Source organism: Leucobacter exalbidus (assembly GCF_017834145.1).
Lineage (GTDB): Bacteria > Actinomycetota > Actinomycetes > Actinomycetales > Microbacteriaceae > Leucobacter > Leucobacter exalbidus.
The window spans coordinates 2,645,207-2,660,733 of the sequence record NZ_JAFIDA010000001.1 but is presented as its reverse complement, the minus strand read 5'-3'; the positions used below and the strand labels follow the sequence as shown (position 1 = coordinate 2,660,733).

Annotated in this window: 15 protein-coding genes and 2 tRNA genes; 8 read left to right on the top strand and 9 right to left on the bottom strand. The window is 63.4% G+C overall.

All coding sequences use genetic code 11. The features are described 5' to 3' along the window. Positions 1–4: 4 nt before the first annotated feature. Positions 5–1,285: a CapA family protein gene (locus JOF28_RS12010; RefSeq protein WP_209705955.1), complete on the bottom strand. Its 1,281-nt coding sequence runs from the start codon at positions 1,283–1,285 to the stop codon at positions 5–7. 177 nt (positions 1,286–1,462) lie between these two features. Between JOF28_RS12010 and pstS the strand changes: the two genes are divergently transcribed. From pstS to JOF28_RS11985, 5 genes are all read left to right on the top strand, one after another. After that, the gene (gene pstS / locus JOF28_RS12005) at positions 1,463–2,566 is read left to right on the top strand and encodes a phosphate ABC transporter substrate-binding protein PstS (RefSeq protein WP_209705954.1); all 1,104 of its coding nucleotides are present in this window, start codon (positions 1,463–1,465) and stop codon (positions 2,564–2,566) included. A 179-nt stretch (positions 2,567–2,745) separates the two neighbouring features. Continuing rightward, on the top strand, positions 2,746–3,684 hold the full coding sequence (gene pstC, locus JOF28_RS12000; protein ID WP_209707090.1) for a phosphate ABC transporter permease subunit PstC: 939 nt from the start codon (positions 2,746–2,748) through the stop codon (positions 3,682–3,684). Continuing rightward, the gene (gene pstA, locus JOF28_RS11995) at positions 3,684–4,805 is read left to right on the top strand and encodes a phosphate ABC transporter permease PstA (RefSeq protein ID WP_209705953.1); all 1,122 of its coding nucleotides are present in this window, start codon (positions 3,684–3,686) and stop codon (positions 4,803–4,805) included. Before pstC ends, pstA begins: the two co-directional genes overlap by 1 nt. An 85-nt stretch (positions 4,806–4,890) precedes the next feature. Beyond that, positions 4,891–5,670, top strand: coding sequence for a phosphate ABC transporter ATP-binding protein PstB (pstB, locus tag JOF28_RS11990; protein WP_209705952.1), 780 nt, complete (start codon positions 4,891–4,893; stop codon positions 5,668–5,670). Between the two features lie 140 nt (positions 5,671–5,810). After that, positions 5,811–7,775 carry an APC family permease gene (locus JOF28_RS11985; RefSeq protein ID WP_425342489.1) on the top strand — a complete coding sequence of 655 codons (1,965 nt, stop codon included), beginning with the start codon at positions 5,811–5,813 and terminating at the stop codon, positions 7,773–7,775. Between the two features lie 276 nt (positions 7,776–8,051). Here JOF28_RS11985 and JOF28_RS11980 read toward each other — a convergent pair whose 3' ends face one another. Beyond that, complete coding sequence (locus JOF28_RS11980) at positions 8,052–8,684, bottom strand: hypothetical protein (protein WP_342452167.1); 633 nt, start codon at positions 8,682–8,684, stop codon at positions 8,052–8,054. 127 nt (positions 8,685–8,811) lie between these two features. Further along, entirely contained in the window at positions 8,812–9,222 is a 411-nt protein-coding gene (locus JOF28_RS11975; protein ID WP_209705951.1) for an META domain-containing protein, read from the bottom strand. 190 nt (positions 9,223–9,412) lie between these two features. On the opposite strand from JOF28_RS11975, the gene JOF28_RS11970 reads away from it, so the two are divergent. Then, a protein-coding gene (locus JOF28_RS11970; RefSeq protein WP_209705613.1) for an IS5 family transposase occupies positions 9,413–10,310 on the top strand; the annotation gives its coding sequence in 2 pieces (ribosomal slippage) (positions 9,413–9,769 and positions 9,771–10,310; 897 coding nt in all). Positions 10,311–10,531: 221 nt separating this feature from the next. Here JOF28_RS11970 and JOF28_RS11965 read toward each other — a convergent pair. The 6 genes from JOF28_RS11965 to galU all read right to left on the bottom strand — a co-directional run bounded on the left by JOF28_RS11965 (position 10,532) and on the right by galU (position 14,459). Beyond that, positions 10,532–10,606 (bottom strand) — tRNA-Lys (locus JOF28_RS11965). A 57-nt stretch (positions 10,607–10,663) separates the two neighbouring features. Next, the gene (locus JOF28_RS11960; RefSeq protein ID WP_209705950.1) at positions 10,664–11,302 is read right to left on the bottom strand and encodes a LysE family transporter; all 639 of its coding nucleotides are present in this window, start codon (positions 11,300–11,302) and stop codon (positions 10,664–10,666) included. 210 nt (positions 11,303–11,512) lie between these two features. Continuing rightward, positions 11,513–11,585, bottom strand: a tRNA-Ala gene (locus tag JOF28_RS11955). Between the two features lie 91 nt (positions 11,586–11,676). After that, positions 11,677–12,735 carry a hypothetical protein gene (locus JOF28_RS11950; RefSeq protein WP_209705949.1) on the bottom strand — a complete coding sequence of 353 codons (1,059 nt, stop codon included), beginning with the start codon at positions 12,733–12,735 and terminating at the stop codon, positions 11,677–11,679. A 177-nt stretch (positions 12,736–12,912) separates the two neighbouring features. Then, entirely contained in the window at positions 12,913–13,530 is a 618-nt protein-coding gene (locus JOF28_RS11945) for a GNAT family N-acetyltransferase (RefSeq protein WP_209705948.1), read from the bottom strand. A gap of 2 nt (positions 13,531–13,532) precedes the next feature. After that, entirely contained in the window at positions 13,533–14,459 is a 927-nt protein-coding gene (gene galU, locus JOF28_RS11940; protein ID WP_209705947.1) for a UTP--glucose-1-phosphate uridylyltransferase GalU, read from the bottom strand. A gap of 108 nt (positions 14,460–14,567) precedes the next feature. Here galU and JOF28_RS11935 point away from each other — a divergent pair, with 108 nt between their 5' ends. Together JOF28_RS11935 and JOF28_RS11930 are read left to right on the top strand one after the other, a co-directional pair. Further along, positions 14,568–15,161 carry a 5-formyltetrahydrofolate cyclo-ligase gene (locus tag JOF28_RS11935; RefSeq protein ID WP_209705946.1) on the top strand — a complete coding sequence of 198 codons (594 nt, stop codon included), beginning with the start codon at positions 14,568–14,570 and terminating at the stop codon, positions 15,159–15,161. An 11-nt stretch (positions 15,162–15,172) separates the two neighbouring features. Next, on the top strand, positions 15,173–15,436 hold the full coding sequence (locus tag JOF28_RS11930; protein WP_209705945.1) for an FmdB family zinc ribbon protein: 264 nt from the start codon (positions 15,173–15,175) through the stop codon (positions 15,434–15,436). Positions 15,437–15,527: the final 91 nt, after the last annotated feature.

Genomic DNA, 15,527 nt, shown 5'->3' with positions numbered 1-15,527 from the left:
CGGGCTACTCCTGCGTCACGAGCCACTCGTGTGCGCCTGATTCTGCAGCGCCCATCGCGTTCACCGTGGCGGCCGTGCGCGACAGCACACCGCTGTCGAACTCGGGTGACTGGCACACACCCTGCGGCTGATCGGGCATCACCGAGCACCACTTATACGCACCATCTTGGGTGTTCGTGGCCGCGTTCCAGGCCACATCGTTGGTGGTCCAAGTGCCGTCGGCCTGCTTCGCGAACTGCACTCGCGTCATCAAGAACTCGTTGTTCACCTGCTGCGCCGCGGGCGCTGATTCGCTAATGGTGTTGCCGGTGCCGTAGAGCACCCACTTACCGTTGTAGTCTTCGAGCGGCTGCACGGCGTGTGCGTGGTGCTGGTAGACAAAGTCAAACAGCCCGCTGTCGTGCAGCTGGTGTGCCAGTTCCATCTGACCCGGTGTCGGCTCTGACCAGTATTCCTCGCCAATGTGCTGCACACCGATGACGAGATCGGCGCCCATGTCGCGCGCCTTCTGCGCCTTGATAATCATGCGCTCGGGATCAACGCGCGGCTCTTCCATGCGAAAGTCCACCTGCCAGTCGTGCTCAGCGTTCAGCCCGTTCAGCGAGAACGTCGAGGTCAAGATGGCCACCTTCGCGCCGTTCGCTTCAACGATCAGCGGTTCGTCACGATCGCCCTCGGCACGGTACGAGCCGGTGTGCGCGATCCCCGCGGCATCGAGCCCATCGAGGGTGCGCAGCAGCCCCTCGGTACCCTGATCCACCGTGTGGTTTGAGGCGGTGGTGCACACGTCGTAGCCGACGGCCTTCACCGCGGCTGCGAGCTCGGGCGGTGTGCTGAACGCCGGGTATCCCAGGTAGGGGCCGCCCACCGGGGCGAGGGGCGTCTCCATCTGGCACACCGCAAGATCGGTCTGGTCGAGATACGCCTTCTGGCCCTCGAGCAAAGGCACGAAGTCAAAGTTCTGACCCGCCTCGTTCGTTTCGATCGCGTACTGCGACCACAGTCCTTCGTGGAACAACAGGTCACCCGACACCGCCACGCTCACGCAGTGGTCAGTGGGGCACTCGGGGCCAGCGCCGGGCAGCGACACGGGCTCGGCCGCGGGTGCCTCAGGGGTGGCCGCAGCGTCTGATTCGCCCGCGCCTGACTCCTCAGCGCTGGCATCTGTTGCAGACGTTGAGGTCTTGGTATCGGCTTCAGTGCCGGGCTCTGGCGCACAGCCCACCGAAGCTAAGACGAGCAGCGCCGCCGACATTGCCAGTGCATATTTCTTGATCCCGTTCATTTGTTCAATGGTAGTCGCAGCCCACGACACCTGCGCCACAAAGCCCCCTCAGCTTCCTTCGTGCTCGAGTTCACCCGCTGTTCACCCATTAGCGAGCCGCAAGACACCCAAGCTTTCTAGTGTTAGTGACGTGGCACAGGCCATGACAACATCCGTTCTCTAGATTGGATCACCCCAGTGAAGCTCTCAGCTCTGACCAAGGTCGCAGCCATCAGCGGCCTCGCAGCACTTACTCTGACCTCTTGCGCAGCCAACGAGCAGGCCCCCGCGGCTTCTGACGGCGAGACCTCATCGTCATCGCTCGCCGGTGAGCTCATCGGTGCAGGCGCGTCGTCACAGGATGCCGCGCAGAACGCATGGATCGCTGGGTTCCAGACCGCCAACTCAGGCGTTACGGTCAACTACGACCCGACCGGCTCAGGTGCCGGCCGCGAAACGTTCCAGCAGGGTGCCAGCTCATTCGCTGGTTCAGACCGCGCGTTCGAGGCCGAAGAAATCACCGCCGGCCCCTTTGAAGCTTGCGCCGTAGACAGCGGCATCGTCGAGTTCCCCGCATACATCTCGCCCATCGCGTTGATCTTCAATGTCGAAGGTGTCGAAAGCCTCAAGCTTGATGCGCCCACCGTTGCGCAGATCTTCGAGGGCAAGATCGCCAAGTGGAATGATCCGGCAATTGCTGATCAGAACGAAGGCGTCGAACTCCCCGATCTCGCAATCACCGCGGTACACCGCTCTGATGAGTCGGGCACGACCGAAAACTTCACCGATTACCTCGCAGCGGCAGCCCCCGATGACTGGTCTGTCGGCGCGATCGAGTCATGGCCCTCAGAGTTCGGCGGCGAGGGTGCCCAGGGCACCTCGGGCGTCGTTGCAGCGGTCACCTCGGGTGTCGGCACCATCGGTTACGCCGATGCGTCACAGGCTGGCGAGCTCAGCACCGTCGAGATCAAGGTCGGCGAAGAGTACGTCGCGTACACCCCCGAGGCCGCAGCGGCCATCGTTGACGCGTCACCGCTCGAAGAGGGCCGCGGCGCCACCGACCTCGCGATCACGCTCGACCGAAAGTCGACCGAGAGCGGCGTCTACCCGATCGTGCTCGTGAGCTACCTCGTCGGCTGCGAAGCCTACGCAGACCCCGCGAACGCAGAGCTCGTGAAGTCGTACTTCAGCTACATCGTGAGCGAAGAGGGCCAGTCGGCCGCCGCCGAGGCAGCGGGCAGCGCGCCCATCACCGCCTCACTGCGCGACAAGATCACCCCCGCGATCGACGCCATCAGCTAGCCAAGAGTGGGCCGCAGGGGTTACCGTCAAGGTAACCCTCGCGGCCCTCTTCTGGTCGTCCAGCCCGTTCCCACACAGGAGCCCGAGTGACCCACTCCACTGCCACGCCCTCGGGCGCAACGCCCACAGGTACCTCACCTGCTGGCGCTACGCCCCCAGGTGACCCGTCACCGAATACGCTGCGTGCCTCAGCATCACGGTCTAAGACCGTGCTGAGCATCGGCGACCGCGTTTTCTCACGCGCCGCTGTCTTCGCAGGCAGCATGATTCTTGTCACTCTCGGCGCCGTCGCGCTGTTTCTCATTGTGCGCAGTATCCCCGCGTTCAACGCGACCAATGAGACCGCCTCGCTACTCACCAGCAACTTCTGGTCGTACGTTGGCCCGCTCGTGTTCGGTACGGTGTGGGCTGCGGCCCTCGCGCTACTGTTCGCGCTGCCGCTGTCGATCGGCATCGCGCTCTTCATCTCGCACTTCGCGCCCCGGCGCCTCGCGCAGCTGCTCGGCTACATCGTCGACCTGCTCGCCGCGGTGCCCAGCGTGGTCTTCGGCCTGTGGGGCATCGGTGTGCTCGCGCCCACCATTCGCCCCGTGTATGTGTGGCTGAATGACAATCTCGGCTGGATCCCCCTCTTCGGCGGGGTTGTCTCGGGCACTGGCCGCACGATTCTCACCGCGGCCATCGTGCTCGCGGTGATGATCCTGCCGATCATGACCGCCATTTGCCGCGAGGTGTTCCTCCAGGCTCCCAAGCTGCAGGAGGAGGCCGCGCTCGCGCTCGGCGCCACCCGCTGGGAAATGATCAAGCTCGCGGTGCTGCCCTTCGGCCGCCCCGGTATCGTCTCGGCGGCCATGCTCGGCCTCGGACGCGCGCTGGGCGAGACCATGGCCGTTGCCATGGTGCTCTCGGCCACCGGCCTCGTCAGCCTGAAGCTACTCACCTCTGAGAACCCCTCCACGATCGCCGCAAATATTGCGCTGTCGTTCCCCGAGGCTTACGGCGAGAACATCAACATTCTCATCGCCACCGGCCTCATCCTCTTCATCGTGACGTTCCTCGTGAACGCCCTCGCGCGCTGGATCGTTAGCCGCCGCGCCGAATTCCAGGAGGCAAACTGATGAGCCAGCTCACGAACGCTGCTCCGGATCGGGCGACCCGCCCGCCGATCACCGTGCGCCCCGTACAGGCCGGTTCGAGCCTCGCCGGTAACCGGCTCTCGAAGCGCGCCCCCTGGATTCTGCTGGGTGCAAGCTATGTCGCGTCGATCGCGCTGTTCATCCTGCTCGCTGTCGCCAACGGGTCTGAGTTCTCGCTCGTCGGCGCTGCTGTGGTGGGTGCCCTGGGCTACCTCGTCATCATCTGGATAATGTCGAGCCTCATCGAGGGTCGCCGTCAGGCGCTTGATCGCCTCGTCACCGGCCTCGTCACCGGCGCGTTCGCGCTTGCCATGGTGCCGCTGATCTCGGTGGGCATCACTGTTGTGTCGAACGGTGTCGCCCGCTTCGACGTCGAGTTCTTCAACTCCTCGATGCGCAACGTCACCGGTGAGGGCGGCGGCGCGCTGCACGCCATGTACGGCACCCTGCTGATCACACTGGCGGCCACGATCATCGCTGTGCCGATGGGCCTGCTCACCTCGATCTACCTCGTCGAGTACGGCCGCGGCCGCCTCGCCCGCACCATCACCTTCCTCATCGACGTGATGACCGGTATCCCCTCGATCGTCGCGGGCCTGTTCGCGTACGCGATCTTCGCCATGTTCCTCGGCCCCGGCGTGCGCATGGGCATCGTGGGCGCGGTCTCGCTTGCGGTGCTGATGATCCCGGTCGTCGTGCGCTCGAGCGAAGAGATGCTGCGCCTCGTGCCCAACGAACTGCGTGAGGCCGCCTACGCCCTCGGCGTGCCCAAGTGGCGCACCATCATCAAGGTTGTGCTGCCCACCTCAATCGCGGGCATCACCACGGGCATCATGCTCGCCATCGCCCGCGTCATCGGCGAGACGGCCCCGCTGCTCATCACCGCCGGCTTCACCGCATCGATGAACCTGAACCTGTTCTCAGACCGCATGCAGTCGCTGCCCGTGTACGTGTACACGCAGTTCGCCAACCAGGGCAACCCGGCCTTCGCGTTCATCGAGCGCTCGTGGGCCGCCGCGCTGCTGCTGATTGTCATCGTGATGGTACTCAACCTGCTGGCACGACTCATCGCTAAGTGGTTCTCGCCGAAGTTCGGCCGCTAACCACTCCTCATCTCGCGCACACGTTCCCGCCGATTGCGGCCCCGCGCAAGATCCACACACTTCTCACCAACAGAAAGCACTCAGCATGTCGAAGCGCATCGAGATCTCTGACCTCAACGTTTACTACTCCAAGTTCCTCGCGGTAGAGGGCGTCACGATGAACATCGAGCCCCGCACCGTCACCGCGTTCATCGGCCCGTCGGGCTGTGGCAAGTCGACGTTCTTGCGCACGCTCAACCGCATGCACGAGGCCATCCCCGGCGCACGCGTCGAGGGTGAGGTGCTGCTCGATGGCGAAGACCTCTACGGCCCCGGCGTTGATCCGGTGCTCGTGCGCCGCCAGGTGGGCATGGTGTTTCAGCGCCCCAACCCGTTCCCCACGATGTCGATTCGTGAGAACGTGCTCGCGGGCGTGCGGCTCAACAGCCGCCGCATCTCGAAGAGTGACGCTGAGGAGCTGGTCGAGAGCGCACTGACCGGTGCGAACCTGTGGAACGAGGTCAAGGATCGCCTCGATAAGCCCGGATCGGGTCTGTCGGGCGGCCAGCAGCAGCGCCTGTGCATCGCGCGTGCCATCGCGGTCTCCCCCCAGGTGTTACTGATGGATGAGCCGTGCTCGGCCCTCGACCCGATCTCGACCCTCGCGATCGAGGATCTCATCGCGGAGCTGAAGCAGCAGTACACGATCGTGATCGTGACGCACAACATGCAGCAGGCGTCGCGCGTCTCAGACCGCACCGCGTTCTTCAACATCGCTGGCACGGGTAAGCCCGGCAAGCTCATCGAGTTCGATGACACGTCAACGATTTTCTCGACGCCGGCGATCAAGGCCACCGAAGACTACGTGAGTGGCCGTTTCGGATAACCCACCAGGTCTTTTAGCCCGGCTCCCAGCATTCGCTTCGAATTCGCTGGGAGCCGGGCTTTATTTAGTGGTAGTGCCGCGGCCCCGCGAGGAGTAATGTTGCGCCGTGATCAATAGCGCGACGCAATCGTCGCTTGAAAATGTACCGCCCGAACCCGCACGCCACCCAACGCGCGCAGCACTACGGGTGTGGCTCACCGCAGAGGGTGTGGCTCACCGCAGAGACTGCTGAGGCCCCCGGTCGGCACTCTGGCCCGCACGGTCGGCCCGAACCCGAACGCCGCACCCACTGGCTGCGCGTGATGTGTCTCACCGGCCTCGACTACTTCTCAACGCTCGGGTACCAGCCCGCCATCGCCGCACTCGCGGCGGGCGCGGTCGCTCCCCTCGCCACCATCGTGCTCGTCGCCATCACCCTCGCGGGCGCCCTGCCGGTGTACCGCAGGGTCGCCGAGCAAAGCCCCCACGGCACCGGATCCATCTCGATGCTCGCAAAGCTCTTGCCGCGCTGGGGCGGCAAGCTGGTGATTCTCGCGCTGCTCGGCTTCGCGGCCACCGATTTCATGATTACGATGACGCTGTCTGCAGCCGATGCCTCGGCCCACCTCATCGAGAACCCGTTCACACCCGCCGCGTTTCACGGCCAAGAAGTCGTAATCACCCTCGCCCTGCTCGCGGGCCTCGGCGTTGTATTTCTGCGCGGCTTTCGCGAGGCCATCAAACTCGCCACCGTGCTCGTGGGGCTGTTTCTCGTCGCCAACCTCGTGGTGATCGCGGTCGCTACCGCCGAGCTGATTCAGCACCCGGTGATGCTCGGTGACTGGTGGAACGTGCTCACCACCCAGCACGGCGATCCCCTGTTCGTGATCGCCATCGCGCTCGTCGTATTTCCGAAACTCGCGCTGGGACTTTCGGGGTTCGAGACCGGCGTCGCGGTAATGCCTCAGATTCGCGGTGACGCCAACGACACCGAAGAGAACCCTGTCGGCCGTATTCGCGGCGCAAAGCGGCTGCTCACCACCTCAGCGCTCATTATGAGTGGGTTTCTCGTGACGTCGTCCATTACGACGGTCGCCCTGATTCCCGCGGCCGAGTTTCAGCCCGGCGGCGCCGCGAACGGCCGTGCCCTCGCCTACCTCGCCCACACCTATCTGGGTGAGGGGTTTGGCACCGCCTATGACGCCATCACGATCGCCATCTTGTGGTTCGCCGGGGCATCGGCCATGGCTGGGCTGCTCAACATCGTGCCCCGCTACCTGCCCCACTTCGGCATGGCACCCGCGTGGGCCCGCGCCACCCGCCCCCTCGTGCTCGTATTCACCGCGGTCGGGTTTCTCATCACGATCATCTTTCAGGCGAGCGTTGACGCGCAGGGCAGCGCCTACGCCACAGGCGTGCTCGTGCTCATCACATCGGCCGCAATCGCCGTCACCCTGCACGCGCGGGCGGCACACCAAAAGGGCGCCACCATCGGCTTCTCCATCATCTCGGTGGTGTTCATCTACACCACGATTGCGAACGTCATCGAGCGGCCCGACGGCATCAGAATCGCGGGGCTCTTCATTCTGGGCATTGTGATTGTGAGCTTCGTGTCACGCGTTGCCCGCTCGATGGAGCTTCGGGCGACCGCGGTGACCCTCGATGCCGCAGCGCAGCAGATGCTCGACGCTCAGGGCGAGGTGGTGCGGTTGATCGCGCACGAACCCACCGATGTCTCCCCCGAACGGTACGAGGCGAAACTGCGGCATGCGCGTGCCGCCCACGGGCTGCCTCACGCCTCGGTTATTTTCATCGAGGTCGAGATCACCGACAGTTCTGACTTCGAGGGCGACCTCGAGGTGAAGGGCACCAATCGCTACGGGTACGACATTTTCACGGTACAAAGCACGAGCGTGCCCAACGCGTTGGCCGCTGTGGCGCTGCATCTGCAGGCCGTGGCCGGCGTCTCACCGCACCTGTACTTCAGGTGGACCGAGGGCAACCCGGCATTGAATCTGCTGCGGTTCTTGTTATTCGGTGAGGGTGAAATTGCCCCCGTCACGCGCGAGGTGCTGCGTGAGGCAGAACCCCAGGTGCAGCATCGCCCATGGGTGCATGTGGGGTAGCGCTGCGCCCATCGCTGCTTCAGATACGGCGACCGTAAACATAGCGGGCATAACCACTCACGGAACAAAGTTCTGCCGCCCATTATTTTGGGCATGAAAAAACCGAGCCGCAGAAACGCCTCTCGGCGGGAGGCCGCTCGAAGCGGCAAAAATTGGAGCCCGGGGTTACTGCGGCCCGGCATTCTTAATTGTAGTGGAGAGTGCTGTTTGGTGCACAGGTTCCCCGGCCCGGGTGCGCCTGCGTCCCAGGGTTACCTCATCCGCTGAGCTCCTCAACTACGCGAGGGTACCGTCGCGCCAGCGGCGTGCCCCGGCGTGCAGTTCGTGGGCCATCGTGGAATACCGCAGGGCGCGCGATGTAAGGTGAGCCGCGTGTTCGTCGTCCAAGATGTCGCGGGCATCAGCCAGATCGGCCGACCCCAATGACATCACGCGGCAGTAGCTGGCCGCCCGATCAAGCGCGGCACCCATGTCCCCCAAGAAAGCTCCACGCAATATTGTTTCGCACAGCAGTGAGATCGACTCGGGCGTCACCGGATCGGTGGCACCCGCCACCACCGGGTCAATGGTTTCTGCGGCCACGATGCCGCGGCGAAACAGGTCGGCTGATCCGGCGGCATCAGCGGCAACCGCCCGACGCAGCAAGTACAGGCGCCACAGCACGCCCGCGAGCGAGTGCTCGCCTTCGCGAGCCCACAGCTCGGCGATGTCGTCGATACCCTCGTCGCCTGCCGCGAGGCCCACGACTCGCTCAACTACGGCGGGGTCGGCAACGCTGCGTACGCGGTCGAGCAGCGCCCAGGAGGTCTCTTGAGCGAGGCGCGAGACGGCCCCGGGTTCGTCGGCGCCGATACGCCAGTCGAAGCGTGCGCTGGGCTGCAGCACGGGGCGCATATATTCACGAGACACGATTTCACTCCACCTGTGACCGAGGACAGCCGGTCGACTCAGCGAGTCTACGCGGGTCTCGCTGATCACACACCCGAGACCACCCGAAGTTCACCTCGAGCGCAGCTATCGTGCGCGTGGCGGTCGATCATTTGTCACGAATGAGACGCCCCAGTTCATGATCTTCGGCGTCAAGAATGGTCATTTCGGTGCCCGCAATGTGCCCGGTTGCGAGGCCAGTGAGCCAGGCCTCGTCTGAGCACGCCATTTCAGTCGTAGAAATCGTCTCGAAAGCGACGGTCTCCCCGTCTTGCTGCCAGGTACCGTTCAACGTATTGCAGCCGTCAAACGCGACAAATTGGTTGCCGTCCTTGATCTCGATGTTTGCGGGGTGGGCGCTTTGCGCTTCGGCCCAGGTTCCCAGCACAGCGACAGACTCAGCAGGCGTCTCTGACGGGGCTGCGGCTGAACTCGCGCACCCGGCGAGGGCCAGCCCTGCCGAGAAAACGCCCAGCGCGCACGCGGTGTAACGAACGATCGCAGAGGACAAGTGGCTCATGCAGCCAGTGAAGCATTCACGTCTTGAAAGAGCAAGGCTGCTTTGCGTGCAGAGCAGCCTTGCTCACTTTTCCATCGAGCACAGGATGCGGCTTTATCCTTACTCGATTATTGAGCCCGCTCAATAACCATCACCGAGTACTAGGGCGTGTCTCGTAAAGATTTGGGGTGGAGTCTGGGATCGTTGATGCGTGTCAAGATTCCAGCTCCTCAACGATGACCAGTGGAACCTGATTTCGGGATCGCTTCCTGGCCCGACTGGTCGACAAGGGCGCCCCTATGCCGATGCCCGCACCATGGTCGAGGGCATCATTTATCGCTACCGGTGCGGCATTGCTTGGCGTGATCTTCCTGCCGCGTTCGGACCTTGGCAGACAGTGTGGCGGTGGCATCGCCGCATGGCCGCAGACGGCACCTGGGATGCCCTCCTTGGCCAATTGATGGCGGAGGCAGATGCTGCCGGAATGGTTGATTGGTCGATTTCGGTGGACTCCACGATCGCTCGCGCGCATCAGCACGCAACGAACGTGACGCGCCTAAAAAAGGGATACATCGAATTACAAGAATCTGCTGACCGAGCCGCTTGATCATGCGGTGGGTCGTTCTCGCGGCGGCCTCTCGACTAAAATTCATCAGCTCGTAGACGGCAACGGGTTGCCGCTGGTGACTGTCTGCACGGCCGGGCAAGACGGCGATTCGCCGATGTTATTGCCGCTGCTTGAGATTCTGCGTGTGGAACGAACCGGGCCTGGCAGGCCGCGCACTCGCCCGGACGCGGTCCGCGGCGACAAGGCATACTCGTCTCGCGCAATTCGCGCCCATCTACGCGAGCGCAGCATTGAGGCGGTCATCCCTGAACCGAGAGACCAGATCGGGCATCGCAAACGCCGCGGAAGTCAGGGCGGTCGCCCACCCAAACTCGACGCCGAGAACTATCGAGGACGTAACGTGATCGAGCGACGGTTCTGCCACGTGAAACAGTGGCGAGGCATCGCAACCCGGTACGACAAACTGTCGTTGACGTACCGGGCAGCAGTGTTACTTCACGCGGTCATCGCCTGGACACAACATTTACGAGACATGCCCTAGGCGCCAAGTCACTGGAAACTTTGAGTCCTACCGCATCGACTAAATACTCAGTACCGCGGTACGCTCCACCAGGCATAAAAGGTGAGGTTTAACACGGAGGCCGCTCGCCTAGGGCGACGTCGCTGCCCCAGATTTGCCCCACGTGACCTGCGGATTATTACGACAACAAAAAAACGCCCAGTCAGAAATAGTTTCTGACCAGGCGTATTATTGTGTTACTTTGGTGCCCCCAGTAGGGATCGAACCTACGACCTGCGGATTAAAAGTCCGAAGCTCTACCGCTGAGCTATAGGGGCCCAAGAACTAAGCTTAGCGGATGTCAGACCCTGTTTTGTACACCCGCGTGTTCGTGTCTAGTGCAAGAACAGCAGCAGAATTCCCATGAGCACAAACAGCACCCCAAACACGAGGCCGATGATGCGTTGCCCTCGCGGGGTTGCTGCGAAGCCACGAAATGGTTTCGCAGCGGTCGCAAAGAACCCCCACATGACTAATACGTCCACAGCCACCAATGTCACGGCGAGCAGTGTGTATTGCGGCACCAGTGGCAGGTCGGGCTTAATGAACTGGGGCACGAAGGCCAAAAAGAACACCACAGCCTTGGGGTTCAAGATGTTCACCCAGAATCCACGCAGAATGAGCGCTCCGACTGACGCGCCGACGGCTTCCATCTCGGTCTTGTCGGGGGCCGTTGAGGCCGTCGGCCGGGCGAGAAGCTGTCGAATACCGAGGTAGACCAGGTAGGCCGCTCCAAGATACCGAATGGTATTGAACATGATCGGAGAGTTCGCCACGAACACTCCGACGCCAGCCGCGACGATGATCAGGTAAGCCATTAACGCAAGCTGCTGGCCAAGTACGCCCCAGAAGGAGCGCCTCCACCCCACTGACAGCGAATTCGCCATGGTGTTGATGGCTCCGGCACCGGGAGTGAGGCTAATAACTACACTCGTAGACACAAGGGAAAGCCAGATAGTGGGGGTCACTTGCATATTCTAGTTCCCAGCCGCCCCACTTCATGCGCACGCAAGTGATCGAAGTTTAGCGCTACCGCAGCGCCACCCCAAGAACGGCCTTGCAGACCGCGGCCTGCAAGTGAAGCACAGCAAACGAAAACATGTGTCCCGTTGGCGTGAGTGTTGACACGAAGATGAAATAATCTCAGCGCCGTGAGAAAAACCTGATCAGAGGCTTATTTAGAGTGGATCTGAGGGGAATCGAACCCCTGACCTCCTCGATGCGAACGAGGCGCGCTACCAACTGCGCTACAGACCCTTAACGAGCTTCAGAATATCAGCCGGGTAACGGCGCAGAAAAATTAAACACGCCGTTTGTGCGTCACAAATATGACGCTGAACTGCGGGTTCTAGCTGCTGCGACGACGACGCAGCACGTCATCGAGATTCAGCATGCCCTCGCTGGTGTCCCCCACTACGCCCATCTGCCGCAGGCGAGCGCGAGCCGCTTCTTGCTGCGAGGTGTACCGCGGGGCCTGAGGCACCGCGGGGCGGGGCGCAGCTGCACCGTATGCAGCGGCTGCGGGGCGGGCCACCGCAGGCCGAGGCGCCGGTACATGCTCGGGCGTCAGCGTGCGACGCTCGGGCTGCAGGGTTCCCACGGCGGCAGCAGCCGCGGCAGCAACCGCACCCGGTTCGCCCAGCAACATGGAGTCGATCTGGTTTTCGCGGGGCGCGGGGCGCGCAGCACGGGCGCGAGCCAGTGCGCGTGCTCGCTCGATGCGTTCGGCCGCTGCCTGCTGTGCGCGGCGGTGCGCTTCAGCCTGGGCCGAAACGTCGGTAACGGCCACGGGCTCCACTTGCACGGGCAGCTGCGCAGCTTCGTCACACACTTCAATCTCGACCGGCAGCACCTTCGTGCGCACGCGGCCGGGGGCCAGCAGCACGAGCGCGCCCACCGAGGTGGCGGTGACGAGCGCACCCCAGATCAGTGCGGCAGCGCCGACGCCGGCGATAGCCACGCCGACACCCACGAGCATCGTAAGCAGACCGAGCACTGCCCCGAGGGCAGCGGTGGCGCGCACGCGACGAACAACGGGGCGGCGCAATCGTGAAGCATGCACCGCAGCGCGCTCTTTTCGTTTCATTTGCTGGGCACGAATCTCAGCGCGCACCTGCTCGGCGCGAGCATCAGCCAGGTCGGCTGCACGTTCAGCGTCGAGCTGCTTACGGGCACTGCGCAGAATCTTCTCGTGCGCGAGCGCTTCTTTGGCGGTGGCCTCGAGACGAATCTCTTCGGGCACTTCGCTGGTTTCGGCGAGCACGCGCAGCGTGCGCTGCAACCGCAGGGCATTGCGCTCGGCCGCACGAAACTCACGGCGCCGCATCCACGAGGGCACCAACACGGCGGCCCAAAGCAGCGCAGCGACCACAAAGATCACTCCGCCTCCGAGTACGCCGCCAGTCATGAATCTCACTGTACGGTGTTCAGCTGGAGAACGGCGCCCGGCGCGCCGCCGAATTTTCTGCGGCGGCGTGTGCGACGAAAATCTTTCACCGCTTCTCCAGCGAGGCCATAGTTCGCCCCAAGTTGCAACCCTGGCACGCACCAATTTTGCGCGCGCCAGGCATAGCGGCCTCGCAGGCTATACCTCGAAGGCCCGCCGTAACGCTGCAGAAAGTTCGGGCGGGATATTGTCGCGCACGACCGCGAAGCAGTCGTGGTCGCACCATTGACCGTCGATATGAATGTAGGAGGCACGGCGACCCTCGTAGGGGATCCCGAGTTTTTCGACCACGCGCAGCGAGGCCGCGTTCTCGGGGCGAATGCAAATTTCGACCCGGTGAAGCCCCAGTTCTTCAAACAGGTAATCGATCGCGAGCGCGACCGCGGTGGGTACGATCCCCCGCCCGGCCACGTGTTGCGAGACCCAGTACCCGATCTGTGACGACTGCAGTGCTCCGCCACTGATCTCGGCAAGGCTGAGCTGCCCGACGATCTCACCGTCGTAGGTGATCACGAAGGGCACCCCGGTGCCGGCACGCAGTTGTTTGCGCATCGACTTGATGATCGGGCGCATGGGTACTGATCCGGGTACGCTCCCCCGCCCCGAAGGATGCGTCGCTTCCCACTGGGTCAGCCAGCCCCGATTTTGAGTGAGCAGCACGGCAAGCACGTTGGCGTCGCGGGGGTGCACCAGTCGCAGCCCCACCCGCCCGGCAAAGCGGGGCGCGGGCTCGCTAATCTCGTGCCCGATCGGCACCGTTAGCCGTTTGAGCGTCGTGCGCGAAGCTGTTCGGCGAACCCGATAACCCAATCGGTGATCTCCTCACCCAGTTCTTCGTGATCAACACCCAACAACACGTTCGCCTTGATCCAGTCAGCACGGTCTCCCGTGTCATACCGGCGACCACGGAACACCACACCGTACACCGGTGCGTCACCGTGACCCTCAGCCAGATGATGCAACGCATCAGTGAGCTGAATCTCACCGCCGCGGCCAGGCGGCAGCACATCAAGCACATCAAAGATCTCGGGGCGCAACACGTACCGGCCAATCACGGCCAGGTTCGACGGCGCCTCATCGGCCGACGGCTTCTCCACCAGCCCGGTAATGCGCACCACGTCATCAACATCGGTCGCCTCAACCGCGGCGCAACCATACAGATGGATCGACTCGGCCGGCACCTCCATCAACGCGATCACGGTCGCTTGACGGGAATCGTGCTCAGCGATCATGCGATCAAGCAGCGGGTCACGCGCATCAATCAGATCATCACCCAGCAGCACCGCAAACGATTCATCGCCGACGTGGCAGCGCGCACGCCCCACCGCATGGCCCAGCCCGTTGGGCTGCCCCTGACGCAGGAAGTGCACCTCGGCCAGCTCACTCGACTGGTGAACCTTGTCGAGCTTGCCCTCGTCACCCTTGCGCTCGAGCGTGTATTCCAGCTCGGGCACGCTATCGAAGTGGTTGAGCAGATTGTCTTTGTTGCGGCCCGTGATGATCAGCACATCGCCGAGGCCAGCCTGCGCGGCTTCTTCAACGACGTACTGAATCGCGGGCTTATCCACGATCGGCAGCATCTCCTTGGGCATCGCCTTGGTCGCCGGCAAGAACCGGGTCCCCAGGCCCGCGGCCGGAATGACCGCCTTCGACACCGTCTGGCGGGGCTTGTGCGCTTCAGTCATACCAGTCAGCCTACCCGCAGTCGCACCGAGCGCCCTGTATTCGCGCATTCTGCGGTCATACAACCTGTATTGAGACCCGCGCGAACTCGACCGATCTATGCTGGGAGCATGCAGGCGAGCGCTCACCCCACCAAGGCCGAAATTCGGGCATTCGTACGCCGGGGCCGCGCGGCAATGACCGCGGCTGATCGCATGATCGCAACCAAACAGCTCACCCGCAGGTTGATCTCGCTCGTCGAGCGCTCGGCGGCCACATCGGTCGCGTGTTACAGCGCGGTGCCCGATGAGCCCGACACCGGCCCGTTCATTGATTGGGCGCTCACGCAGGGCCTCGAGGTGTTGCTGCCCGTGTCGCTGCCCGACGCGCAACTCGATTGGGTGCGGCACGAGGGCGCGCCACTCGTGCCCGGGCGTCACGGCATCACCGTGCCCACGGGCGAGCTCCTCGGTGGCGATGCCCCGGCCCGCACCGATGTGCTGCTTGTGCCGGCGTGCGCGGTCGATAGCTGCGGCACCCGGCTGGGCTGGGGCATGGGATATTATGACCGCTGCCTCGTGCAGCTGCCCGCCACGCTGCCGGTGTACGCGGTGGTGTTCGACGCCGATCGGCTTCCCCAGATCCCCCGAGATCCCCACGATATTGCGGTCACCGGCGCCGTCTCGCCCGGCGCGGTCACCACGTCTCTCAGCCGTACCGGCTAGCATTGAGCACTGTGCCTACATACGCTTATCGCTGCGCTGATTGCGGCCACGCCTTTGACATCTACCAGTCGTTCTCCGATGACGCACTTTCGGTGTGCCCCGAGTGCGAAGGTAAGCTGCGCAAGGTCTTCGGATCGCTCGGCGTAACCTTCAACGGTTCGGGTTTCTACCGCACCGATTCGCGCGCGGGTAACTCGGCAGCAAAGCCTTCAAGCTCGTCAAGCTCGTCAAGCTCAGGTTCAAGCTCGTCAAGCTCCAGCTCGTCCAGCGACTAATTTTCACGAATCGAAGCCATCGTGGGCTTCGCAGCGCGACCGCAGTCACTGCGGTCGCGCGATCTTTCTATCAAGAAACCGCGTCCCCGGA

Bases quoted from the DNA above. Each gene is read 5' to 3' on its own strand.
- JOF28_RS12010 (WP_209705955.1), bottom strand. From the start codon at position 1,285: ATGAACGGGATCAAGAAATATGCACTGGCAATGTCGGCGGCGCTGCTC.
- pstA (WP_209705953.1), top strand. From the start codon at position 3,684: ATGAGCCAGCTCACGAACGCTGCTCCGGATCGGGCGACCCGCCCGCCG.
- pstB (WP_209705952.1), top strand. From the start codon at position 4,891: ATGTCGAAGCGCATCGAGATCTCTGACCTCAACGTTTACTACTCCAAG.
- JOF28_RS11985 (WP_425342489.1), top strand. From the start codon at position 5,811: ATGTACCGCCCGAACCCGCACGCCACCCAACGCGCGCAGCACTACGGG.
- JOF28_RS11975 (WP_209705951.1), bottom strand. From the start codon at position 9,222: ATGAGCCACTTGTCCTCTGCGATCGTTCGTTACACCGCGTGCGCGCTG.
- JOF28_RS11960 (WP_209705950.1), bottom strand. From the start codon at position 11,302: ATGCAAGTGACCCCCACTATCTGGCTTTCCCTTGTGTCTACGAGTGTA.
- JOF28_RS11950 (WP_209705949.1), bottom strand. From the start codon at position 12,735: ATGACTGGCGGCGTACTCGGAGGCGGAGTGATCTTTGTGGTCGCTGCG.
- galU (WP_209705947.1), bottom strand. From the start codon at position 14,459: ATGACTGAAGCGCACAAGCCCCGCCAGACGGTGTCGAAGGCGGTCATT.
- JOF28_RS11935 (WP_209705946.1), top strand. From the start codon at position 14,568: ATGCAGGCGAGCGCTCACCCCACCAAGGCCGAAATTCGGGCATTCGTA.